The sequence below is a fragment of the Microlunatus flavus genome (assembly GCF_900110855.1).
Classification (GTDB): Bacteria; Actinomycetota; Actinomycetes; order Propionibacteriales; family Propionibacteriaceae; genus Microlunatus; species Microlunatus flavus.
In genome coordinates this window covers 199,414-216,839 of the sequence record NZ_FOFA01000005.1, presented here as the reverse complement: position 1 = coordinate 216,839, position 17,426 = coordinate 199,414, and the positions used below count along the sequence as shown (strand labels likewise).

The 17,426-nt window shown below is 73.9% G+C and carries 13 protein-coding genes; 6 read left to right on the top strand and 7 right to left on the bottom strand.

Going from position 1 to position 17,426, the window contains the following annotated elements:
- From BMY04_RS13455 to BMY04_RS13440, 4 genes are read right to left on the bottom strand one after another with little or no spacing between them, the layout of a single operon-like run.
- Positions 1 to 960 carry a carbohydrate ABC transporter permease gene (locus BMY04_RS13455; RefSeq protein WP_091181319.1) on the bottom strand — a complete coding sequence of 320 codons (960 nt, stop codon included), beginning with the start codon at positions 958 to 960 and terminating at the stop codon, positions 1 to 3.
- 8 nt (positions 961 to 968) lie between these two features.
- The gene (locus tag BMY04_RS13450; RefSeq protein WP_091181316.1) at positions 969 to 2,285 is read right to left on the bottom strand and encodes an ABC transporter substrate-binding protein; all 1,317 of its coding nucleotides are present in this window, start codon (positions 2,283 to 2,285) and stop codon (positions 969 to 971) included.
- A 54-nt stretch (positions 2,286 to 2,339) separates the two neighbouring features.
- The gene (locus BMY04_RS13445; protein ID WP_091181313.1) at positions 2,340 to 3,656 is read right to left on the bottom strand and encodes a cellulase-like family protein; all 1,317 of its coding nucleotides are present in this window, start codon (positions 3,654 to 3,656) and stop codon (positions 2,340 to 2,342) included.
- Positions 3,653 to 7,075 (bottom strand): DUF5107 domain-containing protein, encoded by a 3,423-nt coding sequence (locus tag BMY04_RS13440; RefSeq protein WP_091181758.1) that lies wholly within the window; start codon positions 7,073 to 7,075, stop codon positions 3,653 to 3,655. The genes BMY04_RS13445 and BMY04_RS13440 overlap by 4 nt, the downstream gene beginning before the upstream one ends.
- An 86-nt stretch (positions 7,076 to 7,161) precedes the next feature.
- On the opposite strand from BMY04_RS13440, the gene BMY04_RS13435 reads away from it, so the two are divergent.
- The 4 genes from BMY04_RS13435 to BMY04_RS13420 all read left to right on the top strand — a co-directional run bounded on the left by BMY04_RS13435 (position 7,162) and on the right by BMY04_RS13420 (position 11,534).
- Complete coding sequence (locus BMY04_RS13435; protein WP_198410144.1) at positions 7,162 to 8,067, top strand: AraC family transcriptional regulator; 906 nt, start codon at positions 7,162 to 7,164, stop codon at positions 8,065 to 8,067.
- A gap of 99 nt (positions 8,068 to 8,166) precedes the next feature.
- A complete protein-coding gene (locus tag BMY04_RS13430) occupies positions 8,167 to 9,129 on the top strand; it encodes a phytanoyl-CoA dioxygenase family protein (RefSeq protein ID WP_091181307.1) in 963 nt (320 codons plus the stop codon).
- A gap of 74 nt (positions 9,130 to 9,203) precedes the next feature.
- Positions 9,204 to 10,022, top strand: coding sequence for an AraC family transcriptional regulator (locus BMY04_RS13425; RefSeq protein ID WP_091181303.1), 819 nt, complete (start codon positions 9,204 to 9,206; stop codon positions 10,020 to 10,022).
- A gap of 60 nt (positions 10,023 to 10,082) precedes the next feature.
- On the top strand, positions 10,083 to 11,534 hold the full coding sequence (locus BMY04_RS13420; RefSeq protein ID WP_091181299.1) for a gamma-aminobutyraldehyde dehydrogenase: 1,452 nt from the start codon (positions 10,083 to 10,085) through the stop codon (positions 11,532 to 11,534).
- Between the two features lie 10 nt (positions 11,535 to 11,544).
- Here BMY04_RS13420 and BMY04_RS13415 read toward each other — a convergent pair whose 3' ends face one another.
- Complete coding sequence (locus BMY04_RS13415) at positions 11,545 to 12,108, bottom strand: TetR/AcrR family transcriptional regulator (protein ID WP_091181295.1); 564 nt, start codon at positions 12,106 to 12,108, stop codon at positions 11,545 to 11,547.
- Positions 12,109 to 12,199: 91 nt separating this feature from the next.
- Between BMY04_RS13415 and BMY04_RS13410 the strand changes: the two genes are divergently transcribed.
- A complete protein-coding gene (locus tag BMY04_RS13410; protein ID WP_170854129.1) occupies positions 12,200 to 13,423 on the top strand; it encodes an MFS transporter in 1,224 nt (407 codons plus the stop codon).
- A 48-nt stretch (positions 13,424 to 13,471) separates the two neighbouring features.
- Here the strand turns inward: BMY04_RS13410 and BMY04_RS13405 are convergent, their stop codons facing one another.
- Complete coding sequence (locus BMY04_RS13405; protein WP_170854128.1) at positions 13,472 to 14,920, bottom strand: MGH1-like glycoside hydrolase domain-containing protein; 1,449 nt, start codon at positions 14,918 to 14,920, stop codon at positions 13,472 to 13,474.
- 46 nt (positions 14,921 to 14,966) lie between these two features.
- On the opposite strand from BMY04_RS13405, the gene BMY04_RS13400 reads away from it, so the two are divergent.
- The gene (locus BMY04_RS13400) at positions 14,967 to 16,439 is read left to right on the top strand and encodes a peptide MFS transporter (protein ID WP_091181284.1); all 1,473 of its coding nucleotides are present in this window, start codon (positions 14,967 to 14,969) and stop codon (positions 16,437 to 16,439) included.
- On the opposite strand, the gene BMY04_RS13395 is transcribed toward BMY04_RS13400, so the two are convergent.
- Positions 16,411 to 17,367, bottom strand: coding sequence for a helix-turn-helix transcriptional regulator (locus BMY04_RS13395; protein WP_091181283.1), 957 nt, complete (start codon positions 17,365 to 17,367; stop codon positions 16,411 to 16,413). The two genes, BMY04_RS13400 and BMY04_RS13395, sit on opposite strands and share 29 nt — an antisense overlap.
- Positions 17,368 to 17,426: the final 59 nt, after the last annotated feature.

The window sequence follows — 17,426 nt, the reverse complement described above, 5'->3', positions numbered from 1 at the left end:
TCAGTCCTCCTCGCGGGTCGCGCGGACCAGGTAGGTGATGATGAACGCGATGGCCAGGACGAAGATCACGACGGCGATCGCGGAGCCGTAGCCGAGGTTCACCAGGCTGAAGCCGACCTGGTACATGTACGTGCTGAGCAGCTGCGTGCTGTCGTACGGCCCGCCGCGCGTCATGGCCCAGACGATGTCGAAGGTGCGCAGCGAGTCGATCACCGTGACGGCGAAGACGACGGTGTTGACGTTCTTGAGCTGCGGCATCACGACGAAGCGGAAGCGCTGCCAGGCCGTGGCGCCGTCGACGGCGGCGGCCTCCTCCAGGCTCGGGTCGCAGCCCTTCAGCCCGGCCAGGTAGAGCACCATGATGTAGCCCGCCTGGCGCCAGATGGCCGCGACCAGGATCGCGGCGAGGGCGGTGCGCGGGTCGGCCAGCCACTGGTGCTCGCCGGTGTCGACACCGATCGCGGCCAGGACGGTGTTGATCGGGCCGTCGGGCTGGTAGAGCACGCGCCAGAAGAGGCCGGTGACGGCGAGCGAGAAGACCATCGGCAGGTAGATCGCGCTGCGGTAGATCCCCACGCCGCGGCGGGGACGGTTGAGCGCGACGGCGAGCGCCAGCCCGATCAGCACGGACAGACCGCCGAACCCGATCGCCCAGATCACCGTGTTCTTGATCGCGGTGTGGAAGACCGGGTCGGCGAAGAGCGTCCGGTAGTTCTTCAGCCCGACGGGCTGCGCCGCGCCGACGCCGTTCCACTTGGTGAAGGACAGCTGGAAGCTGTTGAAGGCGGGCCAGAAGACCCAGAACAGCTCGACGGCCAGCGGCACCAGCAGCAGCACCCAGATCACGGGGGGCACGCGGCTGGTGACGCCGCGGCGCGCGAGCAGGCCCCGCCGCGGCGGGGGCCCGTCGTCAGGGCGGTCCGCCGCCAGCGGGGGAGCGTCCGAGGTCACGTTCGCCATGACGGACCTCAGGAGTTCCAGATCTTCTGGGCGGCGGCCTGCCAGGTCTTGAGGATGGTGGCGACGTCGTCCGGGTGGTCGAGGAAGCGCGTGAGCGCGGTGTCGGCCGTGGTCTGCAGGGCGTCGCTGGAGTCGCGGTTGAAGAACTGCGTGATCTCCTTGGTGTCCTGCAGCAGCTTGATGCCCTTCTGCACCAGCGGCGAGAACTTGGTCGTGTCGACGTCGGGCGAGGTGGGCAGGTTCGAGGAGCCTGCGCCTTCGATGTAGGCCTGCTGCTGCGCAGGCGCCGCCAGGTAGGCCAGCAGGTCCTTGGTGCCGGCCGGGTTCTTGGTCTTGGCGCTGGCGAAGTAGCCGTCGGTGGGCGCCTCCTCCGCCGAGGGGATCGACGGGTCGATCGTCGGCACCGGGAAGAAGTCGACGTCGTCCAGGTCGCCCTTCGGGAAGGCCGAGGTCATGAAGGCGCCGATCAGGTACATCCCGGCCTTCTTGTTGATCAGCGGCGTCGCCGCCTCCTGCCAGCTGTACGAGCGGCCCTTGGGGTCGAAGTACGGGATCAGGGTGGCGTAGGTGTCCATCACCTTGCGCACCTCGGCGCTGTCGAAGGAGTGCTTGCCGGCCAGCAGCTCGCGGTGGAACTGGGCGCCGTTGATGCGCAGGTCGAGGTAGTCGAACCAGCCCGACGCCATCCACGCGGTCGACCCGGTGCCGCAGGTCAGCGGCGAGATCCCCTTGGTCTTCAGCGTGTCGTTCATGGCCATGAAGTCGTCCCAGGTCGTCGGGGCCTTGACGCCCCACTCCTCGAAGGCCGACTTGCGGTAGAAGATGCTCCACCAGTAGTAGCTGGTGGGCACGAAGATCTGCTTGCCGTCGTCGCCGCTCGACAGCGCCTTGAGCGCGGGCGAGAACTTGGCGCAGGCGCCGTCGCCGGTCCACATGTCCGAGACGTCGAGCAGCAGGCCCTTGGCGGCGTAGTCGCGCGCCACCGAGCCGGCGAGCCAGGTGATCACGTCCGGCGGGTTCTGCGAGGTCAGGTAGCTCGACAGCTGCGCACGGAACTGCTCGGTGGCGACCGTGTTCATGGTCAGCTTGTGCGCGCTGTAGCCCGCGACGAGCGACTCCATCGCCTTCTTGGGCAGCTCGTCCGACAGGTCCGACTGCAGCGTGAGCGGGGCGTTGATGTCGCCGGCCGCGCTGCTCGTCTCGGTGCTCGGCGCCGGGCTGCCGCCGATGCAGCCGGACAGGAACAGCGCGCTCGCGGCCCCGGCCCCTCCGAGGAGCAGGTTGCGGCGCGAGAGCGAGGGCGTGGTGAACGGGGTGGGACCCATGGTCTGTTCTCCTTCGAACGGGTGTCGGGCCGAGCGGGCGGTGCGGGTCGTACGTCAGGTCTGCGGGAAGGGCCCTTGCTGGAAGGCCCCTTGCTGGAAGGCCTGGTTGCACTGCTGCTGCAGCGCGACGTCGGCCCACATGGCGTGCTGCGGTGCGGCGTTGGAGCAGACGAGGGTGCCGCGGGCGCCGACGCGGATGGACTCCTGCACGGCGGTGCGGCAGAAGGCTGCGCCGAGCGGGCCCTCCTCGTAGCGGCCGTCGCGCGGGGTGTAGCCGACCCAGCCCTCGCCGAAGACGAGGGGGACGCCGTGCACCTGCGCCCAGTCGTGCGCCACGTCGAGCCAGGTCCGCAGGGTCGAGAGCATCTCCTGCTCCCAGGCGCCGTGGTGGCGGTAGAGCCAGCGGTCGACCGCCTCCGCGTCGCACCAGTCGTGCACGTAGATCTCGACGGGCGCCACGATCGTCGCGCGCGAGCGCCAGGGCTCGTCAGGCCCCCAGAACGCCAGCGGGGGCGCGCCCCGCCGCAGGATCTCCCGTTCAGCGCGGGCCTGGTCGAACGCCTCGACCGACCCGCGCAGGCCGTAGGTGTCGATGAAGGCGTTCAGCACCCCGTACACGTACGGGTGCGTGACCAGGACGTCGATCTCCTCGGGGATCCCGCGCATCGCACCGACCGGGACCCGGGCGTAGTTGACGGTGACGGGCCGGTCGGGGTGGCGGGCGTGGAAGGCGGCGACGGCCCGCTCCAGCCGCGGCCGGAGGGCGACGACGGTGGCGTCGTGGTCGCCGCGGTCGACCCCGGCCAGGTCGTCGGCCAGGTGCCCCACCTGCACCTCGTTGTGGACCTCGGTGAAGGCGACGCGATCGTCGAGGCCGTGCTCGGCGAGGTGGTCGACGAGGTCGGCCAGCGCCACCGCCTGCGCCTGCGCCCGGTCCTCGGGGTCGATCGCCATCAGCGCGTCGCACCAGTCCGACGTCGCGGCGAAGGAGCTGCTCTGCTGGTACTCCCAGGACGAGAGGATGACGAAGCAGTCGTGGCGCCGCGCCGCCTCGAAGAGCGCGAGCAGCTGGGCCCGCGCGTCGATCGTCGTCGGCTGCTCGACGTCGTACCAGCGGGTGCGCGAGCCGTAGCCGTTGCCGAGCGGACCCAGGCGCAGCGCCGACGTGTCGAGCCCGCTGCCGAAGAGCAGGTACGGCATCGCGCAGATCCGGATCGTGTTGTACCCGCGCTCGACGGCCTCGGCGAAGGCCCGGTCGAGGTCCTCGAACGGCTCGCCCGGGCCGGTGCGGACGTACCAGGAGAAGTCCCAGAGCGTGATCGTCAGCCGCTCCGGCAGGTGCGCGGGCAGGGGGACGGGGGTGCGGGTCACGCCATGCTCCCGGCGGGTCTGCGGTCGGATCGGGGGTGGCCTCGAAGGTCGCTCAGCAGGTCCAGGGCCTGCTCGTGCGCCGGGTCCTCGCGCAGCACGGCGTCGAGGTGCGCGCGGGCCGCCGGCCGGTCGTCGGCGAGCAGCGCGAGCTGGGCGCGCAGCAGCGCGACCGTGAGGTCCTGGCGCCGCTGGAGGTCCTCGTCGAACAGCAGCAGGCTCGGCAGCGAGGTCGCGAAGTAGTCGACGACCGGCGTCGTCGCCGCGAGCTCCTCGACGTGTCCAGCGAGGCCGTCGCTCAGGGCGCGGGCCCGGTCGAGGTCGCCGACGGCCCGGGCGGCGAGGACGGAGGCGTAGGTGTTCTCCGAGTACGACAGCGGGGCCATGCCCCCGAAGTCCCCGGACGCCGCGGCCGCCTCGGTCCAGGCGGCGCGGGCCCGCGGGTGGTCGCCGGCCGCGTCCGCCGCGGCGCCGAGCGCGAGCAGCAGGGCCGCGGGGTTGGCCAGCGGGTGGCGCGCCTCGCCGAGGTGCTCCGGGGTGTCGATCGCGGCCTCCGCGTGCCGCTGGGCCGCCTCGGCGTCGCCGTGCTCGAGGCACGCGGCCGACAGCGCCAGGTGCGCCCGCTCCCAGGCCCGCAGCACCTGGCCCTCGCCGCCCTCCCACGGCTGGAACCGCCGGCCCTCGAGCACGGCCAGGGCGTCGGCGGCCCGGCCGGCGTCCACGAGGAGGTGGGCGAGGGTGACGCTGAGGTCGTCGCGGCTCCCGACCGCCGCCGGCACCGCCTCGAGCCGCGCCAGCCGCTGCGCCACCGGTGCGCCGGCGCGGCCGAGCAGCTGGTCGCTCTCGTACCAGAGCTGGGCGTCGCCGGGCGCGCAGGCGAGGGCCCGGTCGTACGCCTGCAGCCCGCCGTCGACCTCCTCGTGCCGGTTCACCAGCGCGACCGCGAGGTTGCGCCAGACGACGGGGTCGGTCGGGTCGCCGGCGAGGGAGCGCCGCCAGTGCGCGATCGCCTCGTCGGCCCGGTCGTGGGCGTAGAGCCAGTGGCCGAGCAGCGCGGCGGCGGTGGCGTCGTCCGGGTCGTGGGCGAGGGCGGCCTCGAGGGCGGCCACGTCGTCGAGCCGGCCCGGGAAGCTCCAGGTCCGGTCGCCGTGGCGGGCGCGGGTCCGCGCGGCCGCCGCGGCCCCGGGCTCGCCGAGGGCGTCGTGGACCACGGCGGCGTGGTAGTCGGCGAGCAGTCCGCAGGCGGTCTGGCCCAGCGGGCGGCGCTCGTCGGCCGTGCGGGCGAGCGCAAGCAGCTCGAGGGCTGCGGCGAGCTCGCCGCACCGGACGTTCTCCAGGGCCACGTCGAGCAGCGTCTGCGGCTCCAGCAGCCCGTGGCCGTCCTCCAGCCCGCCGGCCAGCTGCCGGGCCCAGACGTCCAGCGGGTCGAGGGCCAGGGTCGCCGCGAGCAGCGCGTCGGCCTCGTCGTGGCGGTCGAGCCGCCGCAGCAGCACGGTGCGCAGGTTGCGGGCCTGGAGGTGGTCGGCGTCCGCGTGCACCGCCGTCCCGACGCGCTCCAGGGCCGCGGCGTCGCGCCCGTGCCGGGCGTCGAGCAGCGCCAGCTGGTAGCTCGCCGGGGCGAGCCAGGCGCGCAGCCAGGCGGCCCGCGCCAGGACCGCGTACGCCTCCTCGTCCTGCCCGAGCCGGGCGAGGACGAGGCCGAGCAGGTGGTGGGCCTGGCCGTCGACGGGGTTGGGGTTGAGCCGCGTGAGGCGCTCGACCGCGGCCCGCAGGTGGGTCTCGGCCTCCGCGAGGCGGCCGTCGGCGTGGCGGCGCGCGGCCAGCGCGGTGCGGGTCGGCGCGTGCCCGGGGTCGCGCCGCAGCGCCTCGGCCCAGTACGGCTCGGGCGAGCGGGTGGCGTGGCGGTACTGCACGAGGTGCTGCCCGGTGAGGTAGAGCTCCTCGACCGAGGCGATCTGCTCGGGCGGGGCGGGTTCGGCGGCGGCGCGGGCGGTCGGCGCGGCCGGCTGCGCAGGCGCGTCCCAGCGCAGCAGGACCCGCCCGTGCCGGGTGAGCTCGACCTGCGCGACGTCCTCGCCCTCGACCAGCACCCGGCGCGGCTCGTCCGGGGACAGGTCGAGCGTCGCGTCGTGGCGCACGCCGCCGTCCGCGCCGCGGACGACGAGCCGGGAGCCGGGGAGCGCGCGGGTGACGTCGAGGGCCAGGGCGGTGCGGCCCTGCGCCACCTCGAGCCCGAGCGCGGCGTCGAGGCTGGCGGCGACGGCCGGGCCGGTGCCGGAGACCGGGTACCAGTGCTGGGAGAACGTCTTGGTCTCGCCCGGCGCGAGGTGGGAGAAGTCCGGCTGGTTGTCGGTGAAGACGCCGGCCATCAGCTCGATGTAGGCCGAGCCGTCGTCGGCGAGGTTGCGGTTCCAGGCGTGGCCGAAGTCCGAGTCGCCCCAGCTCCACTGCTTCTTGCCGACGGCGGTGCGGTGGTCGGCCCAGTGCACGAAGCCCGCCTGCGCGCGGTGGTCGTAGCCGCCGAAGAAGTCGCCCGTCGAGTCCAGGCACATGTACGACGTGGGCACCGGGATGTTCCGGTACCAGTCGAGCCGGTCGCCCGGCACCTGGCGGGGGCTGTCCGGCCGTGTGTCGTCGTCGTGCCGCGCGGGGTAGTCGACGCCGTAGTAGCGACCGGTGGCGGTGGGGAAGGTGCTGAGCGCGCGCTTGGCGTGGTCGGCCACGACGTGCACGTCGTCGGGGAAGAAGGACTGGTAGTCGGCGTGCACCTGCGCGGCGACGTTCGCCCACCACAGGAACGTCTGCGGGACGTCGCTGCGGTTGAACAGGCGCACCCGCAGCTCCAGCACGGTCGAGCCCGCGCGCAGCCGGACGCCGTGCATGCCCTTCATCCGCGCGAAGGGGTCGTGGTCGGAGCACCAGGCGGTGACCTCGTCCTGGCCGTCGACCCCGTCGACCCCGCCGGTCTCCAGCGCCCAGGCGGTGGGCAGGAACGTCGCCGGCCGGTGGTGCTGGGGCCAGTTCAGCTCGACGCCGCCCGCCAGCCAGGGGCCGGTGAGCCCGACGAGCGCCGGCTTGATCACCGGGTTGGCGTAGAACATCGGGTAGCCGGTCCGCTTGTCGAGCGCCAGGTGGATCCGCCCGCCGAGCTCGGGCAGCACCAGCACGCGCAGGTGCTCGTTCTCCAGGTGCAGCCCCTGCCAGGTGTGCGGCTCGGGGGTCTCGCCGATGCGGTCGTGGAAGGGCAGCGGGTAGACCCGGCCCGAGGAGCCCTGGTAGACGCGCCGGTCGAGGTAGGCGGGGTAGCGGCTCGGCGCGGTGGGCAGGTAGGTGGGCAGCGTGACGGGGGCGTCCCACACGGCCACGGGCGCGTCGGCCAGCCGGTCCGGGCGGGCCGGGAGGTCGAGCGCGTCATCGAGCACGAGCGCCACGCTAGACAGCGCGACCCGGTGCGGGGAATGCACGATCCGACGAACAACCTGGACGATCGTCTGGTTCACTGCGTGACGTGGACCGCTACCTGGCCGACGGCTTCCCGGGCGAGCGGCTGCACGTCCTGCCCGCCCCGCTGGTGTCGGAGGCCTCGCGCCGGCCTCCGACGTCGCGCATGCTCGTCACCGACGCTGGACATTTCCCGCACGCCGCCCGGCACGGCCGCGTACGCCGGGCGGGCGTCGACCAGGCGATCGTCATCCTCTGCGCCGACGGGGCCGGCTGGTGCGAGCTCGACGGCGCCCGCCACGAGGTCGGGCCCGGCGACGTGGTCGTCGTCCCGCCCGGCCGGCCGCACCGCTACTTCGCCGACGCGGTGGACCCTTGGTCGATCTGGTGGTTGCACGTGGTCGGTGAGGACGTGCCCGACCTGATCGCCGCGACCGGGCTCAGCGCGGCCCGGCCGACCGGTGCCCTCGTCGACCGCTACGCCGCGTTCGCGCACGTCGAGGAGATCTGCGACCAGCTGGCCCGCGACGAGACCCGGGCGAGCCTGGTCGCCGCCGCGGGGGCGGCCTGGCACCTGCTCGCCCAGCTCGCCGCCGAGCGGGAGCGACGCTCGGAGGTCGACCCCGAGCCCGTACGCCTCGTGCAGGAGCACCTGCGCGAGCACCTGGGCGACCCGGTGAGCGTGCCCGTGCTGGCCGAGCTGGCCGGATTCAGCACGTCGCACTTCTCGGCGCGCTTCCGCGCCGCCACGGGCTTCCCCGTCCTGGAGTACGTGAAGCGGCTGCGGATGGCCCGGGCGCGCCAGCTGCTCATCACCAGCGACCACCCGGTGGCCGACATCGCGGCGGCCGTCGGCTACCCCGACCCGTTCTACTTCACGCGCCAGTTCACCGCCGTCAACGGGGTCTGCCCGCGCACGTTCCGGGCGCGGGCGCACGCCGAGGCGCCCCCGGGATCGGCCCAGGCCCGCTGATCGGATCGTCCAGGAGGTACGCGTCTGCTGCATGGACGCGTCGCCGGCTGCAGGTCGACCCTGGGAAGGACCGAGCAGTCCCACCACCAGGAGGCGTCCGTGACCGCCACGGCCCCGCGCACGCGAACCGCACCGTCGAGCAACCCGACCGTCGAGCTGGTGGACTCCAGCGCGCTGCTGGGGGACCCGGCCGCACTGCTGGCCCGCGCCGCCGACGACGGCTACCTCTTCTTCCGCGGGCTGCTGCGGCGCGAGCGGGTGCTCGACGTCCGGCGCCAGATCATGCAGGTCGTCGCCGACCACGGCTGGCTGGTCCCCGGCACCGACCCGATGGACGGGATCGCCGACGTCGAGGCCTTCGACCGCGTCGACCCGGTCGAGGCGGCCTTCTGCGGCACCGGGGTGCCGCTGGGTGCGTACCAGGAGATCTACCGCCTGCAGGACTTCCACGCGCTCGGGCACGACCGGGCGCTGCTCGACCTCTACGACGGGCTGCTCGGCGGGAACGTCATCCGCCAGCCCCTCTCGATCGCGCGGGTCATGGTCCCCGGGAGCAAGGCCGCCCCGACGCCCGCGCACCAGGACTTCATCCACATCCAGGGCAGCAAGGACGTGTGGACCGCGTGGTTCCCGCTGGGGGACTGCCCCGTCGAGCTGGGTGCGCTGACCGTCCTGGTCGGCTCGCACGCCGACGGGCTGCTGACCTACCACGCCTCCCGGGGCGCCGGGGAGCTCGAGGCGGCCATCTGCGACTCGGGCCGCGCCTGGGGCGTGGCGGACTTCGCCGCCGGCGACGTGCTGACCTTCAACAGCCTGACCGTGCACAAGGGGATGCCCAACCAGCTCGGCGAGCGCGTCCGGCTGTCGGTCGACATGCGCTACCAGCGCGCCGACGAGCCGATCACCCGTGGCTCGATCAGCCCGCACTGCGACATCCTGATCTGGGACGAGGTGTACGAGGGCTGGACGGACCCGGGCCTCCAGCACTACTGGGCGGACCGGGGCCTGCGCCTGGTCGACTGGCACGAGGAGCTGCGCTGGCAGAAGAACAAGATCTGCTGAGGTCGGAGGCGCCGAAGCCCGCCGGCCGCTGGGCGGTCACCGACGGCTTCCCGCTGGTCGCCTTCGCCGCCACGGTGCAGTTCGGGCCGGACGAGCACTCGGCGTACCCGCACGTGGAGTCGCGGATGCTGCTCGCGGTCGAGTCCGGGCGCGGCGAGGTCGTCGTCGACGGGACGGTCCTCGCCCTGGGTCCGGGCGACCTCGTCCTGATGCCGTGGGGGCACGCGGTGCGCTACCGGCCCGACGCCCGCGACCCCTACCTCGTGCACGGGGCGCACCTCGTGCCGTGGCAGGACGCGTCCGAGCCGATCGACCTGGCCGTGCCGCACCACCTGGAGCATCCGCTGACGGGGACGGCTGCCCGCGCCGACCGTCCGCTGCCCGTCGGGAGCGCCCTGTGGGTGACGTCGGAGGAGCGTCACCCCGCCCTGCGCACCGTCGCCCGGCTCGCCACGCAGGTCTGGGACCGCGGCACCCCGACGCTCGAGGCGGCCCGCGCGCTCGGCACGCTGCTGGTCGACGCGCTCGGGGCTCCGGCGGCCCCGGGCTCCGCCGACGACCACGCGCTGCCGCTCGCGCTGCGCCGGGCGATCGCCTGGGTGGGCGCGGAGCCCGGTCGGCCCGTCACCCTCGAGCAGGTGGCCGCCGCCGCGGGCGTGTCCCCGCCGACGGTGACGCGGCTGTTCCGGCGCCACCTCGGCACCTCGCCGCTCGCCTGGGTGCTCGACGCCCGGGTCGAGGCGGCCAAGTTGCTCCTGACGACCACCGCGCTGCCGGTCGCCCAGGTCGCCCGCCGGGTCGGCTTCGGGGACGCGTACTACTTCTCCCGCCAGTTCCGCCGGCGCACGGGCACGACGCCGACGACCTGGCGCCGACGCTGGTCGGCGCCCTGAGACCATCGGTCACGCAGGCACCGGTCGGAGCAGCACCGGTCACGGCAGAGGGGTCCAGACGTGGAGCAGGCGGAGAAGAAGAGCTTCGTCAACATCATCGACGGCGACGAGCGGGAGAGCGCCGACCGCGCGACGCTCGACATCGTCAACCCGGCGACGGGGGAGGTGTACGCGACCTCGCCGAACTCCGGCGAGGCGGACGTCGACGCGGCCTTCGCGGCGGCGGCGCGGGCCTTCGAGTCGCAGCGCTGGACGACCCCGTCGGAGCGGCAGCGCTCGCTGCTGAAGCTCGCCGACCTCGTCGAGGAGTCGGCCCAGGAGATCGCCGAGATCGAGGTCGAGAACACCGGCAAGCCCCTCGGGCTGACCCTGTCGGAGGAGGTGGCCGTCGCCGTCGACCAGCTCCGCTTCTTCGCCGGCGCCGCCCGCGTCCTCGAGGGGCGCGCGTCGGGGGAGTACCTGCGCGGCCACACCTCGTCGGTGCGTCGTGAGCCGCGCGGGCCCGTCGCGCAGGTGACGCCGTGGAACTACCCACTGATGATGGCGGTCTGGAAGATGGCGCCCGCGCTCGCCGCCGGCAACACCGTCGTGCTCAAGCCCTCCGACACCACACCCGCCTCGACGGTGTGGCTCGGCCGCAAGGCGCAGGAGGCCTTCGCGCCCGGCGTGGTCAACGTCGTCTGCGGCGACCGCGACACCGGCGCCCGGCTCGCCTCGCACCCCGTGCCCCGGATGGTGTCGATCACCGGCTCGACCCGCGCCGGCATCGCCGTGGCCACCGCGGCCGCGCCGGACCTCAAGGTCGCGCACCTCGAGCTCGGCGGCAAGGCCCCGGTGGTCGTGTTCGACGACGCCGACCTCGAGGCGGCGGTCGAGGGGATCAGCCTGGCCGGCTTCTTCAACGCCGGCCAGGACTGCACCGCCGCCACCCGGGTGATCTGCCAGGCGGGGGTCTACGACGACTTCGTGCCCGCCCTCGCCAAGGCCGCGGAGGCCACCCGGACCGGCTTCGACCCGGCCGACGACGACATCCTGTTCGGCCCGATCAACAACCCGAACCAGCTCGCCCACGTCTCCGGCCTGGTCGACCGGGTCGCCGACCACGCCCGCGTGGTGGCGGGTGGTCGCCGGGTCGGCGAGCGCGGCTTCTTCTACGCGCCGACGGTGATCGCCGACGTGCAGCAGGAGGACGAGGCGATCGTCACCGAGATCTTCGGCCCGGTCATCACGGTCCAGAAGTTCGGCGACGAGGACGAGGCCGTGCGGTTCGCCAACGACACCGAGTACGGCCTGGCATCGTCGGTCTGGACGCGCGACGCCGGCCGGGCGGCCCGGGTCCCCGCCCGGCTCGACTTCGGCTGCGTGTGGGTCAACACCCACATCCCGCTCGTCGCCGAGATGCCGCACGGCGGGTTCAAGCACTCCGGCTACGGCAAGGACCTGTCGATGTACAGCCTGGAGGACTACACGCGCGTCAAGCACGTCATGCAGTTCCACGGCTTCGAGGGGTAGGGCCGCGCCCTCAGCGCACCATCGCCAGCACGTCGGCGACGAGCCGGCGGGCGTACGCGTCGTCGACGTCGAGGGCGAAGAGGACGTGGTGGTAGAGCGGGGCGACGACGTGGTCGAGGACCTGGTCCACGGTGGGGGCCGGCTCCCCGCGCTCGGACGCGCGCCGCACGACCTCACGCGCCTGGTCGTGGCGCCGGTCGGTGACCGGGCAGCTCGAGACGAGGTCGCCGCGGGCCGAGACCATCGCGCGCAGGTAGCGCACCCGCTCCGGACGGCTGATGTCGTGGGCGATCGTGAGGGCCCACTCGGTCAGGTCGCCCTCGAGCGACCCGGTGTCCGGCGCCGACTCGCCCTCCCGCGTCAGGGCGGCCACCGCGACCTCCTCGAGGAGCGCGTCCACGTCGTCCCAGCGCCGGTAGAGCGTGCTCGGCGTGACGCCGGCCCGCTCGGCGATGACGGGGAAGGTGATCCGCTCGGCGCCCTCGCCGACCAGCGCGCCGACGGAGTCGTAGATCGAGGCGAGCACCCGGCTGCTGCGTCCGCCGGGCCGACCGGTGGCTGCTGCGGGAGGCATGCGGCCATTATGGCAAAGATGTTGGCTTTAGCGGGACCCGTGGGCTACCTTCGCTAAAGCCACGATCGTGGCTTTAAGCGTTGGAGGTCTCGTGCTCAGCCGCCCCGTCTCGTTCGTCGTCGCCGGAACCTTCGGGGCGGCGACCCTCACGGCCGCGTCGGCGCCGTCGCCGCTCTACCCCGTCTACCAGCGGCTGTGGGGCCTGTCGGCCTTCGCGCTGACCGTCGTCTTCGCCGTGTACGTGGTCGCCCTGCTCGCCTCGCTGCTGACGGTCGGGTCGCTGTCGGACCGGGTGGGACGGCGCCCGGTCGCGTCCGCCGCCCTGGTCCTCCTCGCGGTGGGGATGGTGCTCTTCGCGCTGGCCGGGGGTCCGGGCGGCCTGGTGGTCGCGCGCGTGGTGCAGGGGATCGCGGTCGGGGCCGCCGCGGGCACGGGAACGGCGATGATCATGGACTCGGCGCCGCACCCGCGGACCGGCTCGGTGGTCAGCAGCGCCGTCCCCGCGCTGGGGATCGCGCTCGGCGCGGTCCTCGCGGGCGCCCTCGTCGAGTTCGCCCCGCTGCCGCGCCAGCTCGTCTTCTGGGTCCTCGCCGCCGCCTACGTCGTGCTGGCCGCGCTGGTGTGGTTCGTCCGCGAGCCCAGCCGTCCCGCGGCGGACGAGCGGGAACCGCTGTGGCGCGCGCTGCTGCCGAGCGCGGGCCTGCCCGCGACGGTGCGCCCGGCGTTCCTCGCGCTGGTGCCGACGCTCGTCGCCACGTGGGCGCTCTCCGGGCTCTACCTGTCGCTCGGGTCGTCGATCATCGGCAGCGTCCTCGGGGTGCGCAGCCACTTCGTCGTCGGGGGCGTGCTCGGGGTGTTCTTCGTGTCGGGGGCGATCGGCACGGCGGCGTCCACCGCGCTGCCGCCCCGCTCGCAGCAGTGGTCGGGGAACGCCGCGCTGGCCCTGGGCGTCCTGGCCACCGTCGCGGCGCTGCTCGTGCGCTCGACCCCGCTCTACGTCGTCGGGTCGGTGGTCGCGGGGCTCGGCTTCGGCGCGGCGTTCCGCTTCGCCGTCCACGCGCTCGGCGAGGCGGCGCCGGCGGCCGCGCGCGGCCAGGTCTTCGCGTCCATGTACGTCGTCAGCTACCTCGCCTTCAGCGTGCCGGCGCTCGCGGCCGGGCTGGCCGTCGGACGGTTCGGGCTCGAGCCGACCGTGGTGGCGTACGGGGCGCTGGACGTCGCGCTGGTGCTCGTGGCCCTGGCCGTCGGGGCCGCGCGGACACGCCGGCAGGAGCGGGCGACCGACCTGCGGCCGTGCGCCCCGGTCGACGCCTGACCCCCGGTCGACGCCTGACCCCGGTCGGTGCCGGCCGGGCGGGCGTGCTCAGCGCGCGAGCACGTGGCGGCCGGCGCCGAGCTCCACCGGTCGCCCGGCCAGGACCAGGGTGATCGGCCCGTCGACCTCGACCACGACCTCGTCGCCGTCGGCGACCGCGTCGACCAGCGTGTCCCCGCACCGCAGGCGGCGGATCCCTTGCCGGCCGTCCCCGTCGGGGTCCCAGTGCACGGTCCGCGTGGTGGCGTCGACACGGAAGCCGAGCACGTGCTCGACCAGCATCGAGATCGGCCCGAGCGCCGACCAGCCGCAGAAGCCGGGGCGGACGGACGTCCGGCCGTCCTTGTCCGTCGCGGGCGCCGCGGCCACCGGCGCGTACGCCTCCCAGATCGACGAGGGGGAGTGGTCGGCGTAGGTGCGGGCCATGTGCTCGAGCAGGGCTCGCGACGCGGTCCGCGCCAGCGCCGCGTGGCCGTGGTCGGCGAGCGCCCGTGCGCTCATGTAGGCGAGCGGCACCCAGACGCCGCCGCGCCAGTACTGCCCGTCGGGGCGGAAGGCGGGGTCGTCCCGGGCGACCGAGGGCCAGGGCACGGGGCCGCCCAGCCGGCGCGGGTCCTCGAGCAGGTCGGCCAGCGCCCGGGCCTGCTCCGGGCTGCAGGCGCCGGCCAGCAGCGGCCAGTACGCCGCCGGCGTGACGACGCGCCGGAACGGGAACGGTGCGTCTTCGAGGCGGTCGTAGAAGGTCGCGTCCTCGTCGTCCCAGTGGTGCTGGAGCGCGGCGCAGAGGTCCGCGTGGTGCGCCTCGTACTCCTGCGCCAGCGACGTCCGGCCCACCAGGCGGGCGAGGCGGGCGATGCTCAGCGCGGAGAGCGCCTGCTGGGCCATGGCGTCGAGCCAGAGGATCCCGCCGCGGGAGTTGCCGTACCAGGTCGCCTCGCCGGCGCGCGGCGTGTTGTCCATGCCGCTCTGGATCGCGCCCCAGCGGTAGCCCTCCGGCCGCCGCTCGACGGCCGTCGGCATCACCGCGCCGGGGAGGAGCGTCCCGGGCGTGACCGTGTCGAACCAGGTGAAGTGCTGCTGGAGGTGGCCGGCGTCCAGCACGCGGGCGACGCGCTCGAGGTCGCCCGTGTGGCGCACGTACTCCTCCTCCGCCCAGGCCAGCAGGGGAGGGTTGTCGGGGTGCTGGATCAGCAGGGCCGACGCGGTGCCGTCGTGCAGGGGCGCGTAGAAGTTCTGCAGGCTCTCGACGCCCGGGAAGAGGTCGGGGGCGTACTTGCAGAAGTGGGTCATCAGGCAGGTGTCCCAGATCCAGATGACCGCGGGGTCGAAGCCCTCGTCCATGTACGGCGACTGCGGCACGCCCGCCTGCTCCACGACGTGCCCCCACGCCGTCTCCCAGGCGGTCCAGTAGAGAGAGACCAGCTCCGGGCTGCGGTCGAGCACCGGTTCGGGCAGGCGGGTGCGGTCGAGCGGCCGGTCCGGCCGAGAGGGAAGCACGAGCACAGACGGTAGCCGCGCGGCGCGGACGTGCGACGCTGCCACCATGAGCACTGGACTGGTCGAGAAGGACCGCCCGGGCACCGGCCGTACGTTCTTCGGCCACCCGCTCGGCCTCGCGAACCTCGCGGGCGTGGAGATGTGGGAGCGATTCAGCTTCTACGGGATGCAGGGCATCCTCGTCTACTACCTGTACTACAGCGTCACACAGGGCGGGCTGGCGCTCCCCGAGAGCGCGGCCACGTCGATCGTCGGCGCGTACGGCGGGCTGGTCTACCTGTCCGCGATCCTCGGCGCCTGGGTGGCGGACCGGCTGCTGGGCGCGGAGCGGACGCTGCTCGTCGCCGCCGTGGTGATCATGCTCGGCCACATCTCGCTGGCCGTCGTGCCGGGGCTGGCCGGCGTCGGGATCGGGCTGGTCTGCATCGCCCTGGGGTCCGGCTCGCTCAAGACCACGACGAGCTCGGTGCTGGGCGACCTCTACGCGCCGGAGGACACGCGCCGCGACGCCGGCTTCTCGATCTACTACATGGGCGTCAACATCGGTGCGCTCGTGGGGCCGCTGCTGACCGGCCTGCTGCAGGGCATGAAGGGCTTCCACTGGGGCTTCGGCCTGGCCGCGGTCGGCATGGCGCTCGGGCTCACCCAGTACCTGCTGCTGCGCCGCCGCACCCTGGGCGACGCCGGCCACGCCGTCGCCAACCCGCTCGACCGGCGGGGGCGGGTCCGCTACGGCGCGGCCGCGCTCGTCGTGGTGCTGCTCGTGGTCGTGCTCGCCGTGGCCGGCGTGATCACCGCCGGCCGGCTCTCGGCGATCGTCGTCGGCATCACCGTGGTCGCCACCGTGGCCCTCTTCGCCGTGATCCTGACGTCGGACAAGATCGACGCCGACGAGCGCAGCCGCGTGGTCTCGTTCATCCCGATGTTCGTGGCGAGCGCCGTCTTCTGGTCGCTGTTCCAGCAGCAGAGCACGGTGGTCGCGGTCTACGCCGACCAGCGTCTCGACCGCGACGTCTTCGGCTGGACGATGCCGCCGAGCTTCGTGCAGTCGATCAACCCGGTCTTCATCATCGTCTTCGCGGGGGTGTTCGCCGCGCTGTGGACGCGGCTGGGGGACCGTCAGCCGCCGACGCCGGTGAAGTTCGCGCTGGGGACGCTCTTCATGGGGGTGGCGTTCCTGCTGTTCCTGCCCTTCGCGAACGGGGCGCCGAACAGCACCCCGCTGCTGTGGCTGGTGCTCATCCTGTTCTTCTTCACCCTCGCCGAGCTGTGCCTCTCCCCGGTCGGGCAGTCGCTGTCGACCAAGCTCGCGCCGGCCGCCTTCCACACGCAGATGATCGCGCTGTACTTCCTCTCCATCGCCGTCGGCACCGCGACGGCGGGGACGCTCGCCGGCTTCTACGACCCCGCGAGCGAGAGGCCGTACTTCCTGATCATCGGCGCCGCCTCGATCGCCGTCGGCGTCCTGCTGCTTCTGGGCCGGCGCTGGATCAGCGCGCGGATGGCGGGGGTGCGCTGAGCGCAGGGTCCAGTCGTCGGCGCAGGTCGGCGAGGGCCGCCAGGACGTCGGGCGACGCCTGCTCGAGGGTGAAGTCGTGGTCGAGCAGGAGCAGGTTGAGGGCCAGCGCCCGCGCCGACTCCCCGCTGGCCCGCACCCGGCAACGGGACTCGTCCACGTGCTCGACGGGGACGCTCGACGGCACGCGCCGGGCCACGACCTCCGCGGGCGCCTCCACCAGCACGACGGCGTGGTGGCGCCGGTGGAAGGCGTCGCTCCTCACGACGAGGTCGGCCGCGCTCGGCGGGGTCCGCCTCGCGAAGCGGGCGCCGGCGCCCGGGCGCAGGCGCATCCGGTCGAGCCGGAAGGTGCGCCAGTCGTCCCTCGCCGGGTCGAAGGCGAGGAGCTGCCAGCGCCCGTCGAGGTGGACGAGCCGGTACGGCTCCACCTGCCGCTGCGACCCGGACCCGTCGCGCGCGGTGTAGGCGAAGCGGACGGTCCGCGCGTCCCGGCAGGCCGCGGTCAGGAGGACCAGGTCGTCGGGGTCGGTGGCGCGGTCGGCGTCCGGCACGGCCTCGGTGAAGGTCCGCAGCGCGTCCACCCGCCCGCGCAGCCGCCAGGGGAGCACCCGCTCGAGCTTGGCGAGGGCGAGGCTCGCCTGGTCGGCCAGTCCCGGTGTCGCGGCCGCCAGGCGGAGGCCGACGGCGATGGCCACGGCGTCGTCGTCGTCGAGCTGCAACGGGGGGACCGAGCCGCCGGGACCCAGGGAGTAGCCGCCGGCCACTCCCGGCCCGGCCTCGACCTCGTAGCCGAGCTCGCGCAGCTTGGCGACGTCGTAGCGCAGCGTTCGCCGCCCGACGTCCAGCCGGGCGGCCAGCTCGGGCCCGCTCCAGCGCGGGCGGGACTGCAGGAGGCCGAGCAGCCTCAGCAGCCGCGCCGACGGGGACATGGTGCCGACCCTAGTTCGGCTGCGGCAAGGATCCTGCCGCATCGGGCGAGAGGCTGCCG

What these genes read in the sequence shown, in the direction of transcription:
- BMY04_RS13455 (WP_091181319.1), bottom strand. Translation starts at nt 960, where the DNA reads ATGGCGAACGTGACCTCGGACGCTCCCCCGCTGGCGGCGGACCGCCCT.
- BMY04_RS13450 (WP_091181316.1), bottom strand. Translation starts at nt 2,285, where the DNA reads ATGGGTCCCACCCCGTTCACCACGCCCTCGCTCTCGCGCCGCAACCTG.
- BMY04_RS13415 (WP_091181295.1), bottom strand. Translation starts at nt 12,108, where the DNA reads ATGCCTCCCGCAGCAGCCACCGGTCGGCCCGGCGGACGCAGCAGCCGG.
- BMY04_RS13400 (WP_091181284.1), top strand. Translation starts at nt 14,967, where the DNA reads ATGAGCACTGGACTGGTCGAGAAGGACCGCCCGGGCACCGGCCGTACG.
- BMY04_RS13395 (WP_091181283.1), bottom strand. Translation starts at nt 17,367, where the DNA reads ATGTCCCCGTCGGCGCGGCTGCTGAGGCTGCTCGGCCTCCTGCAGTCC.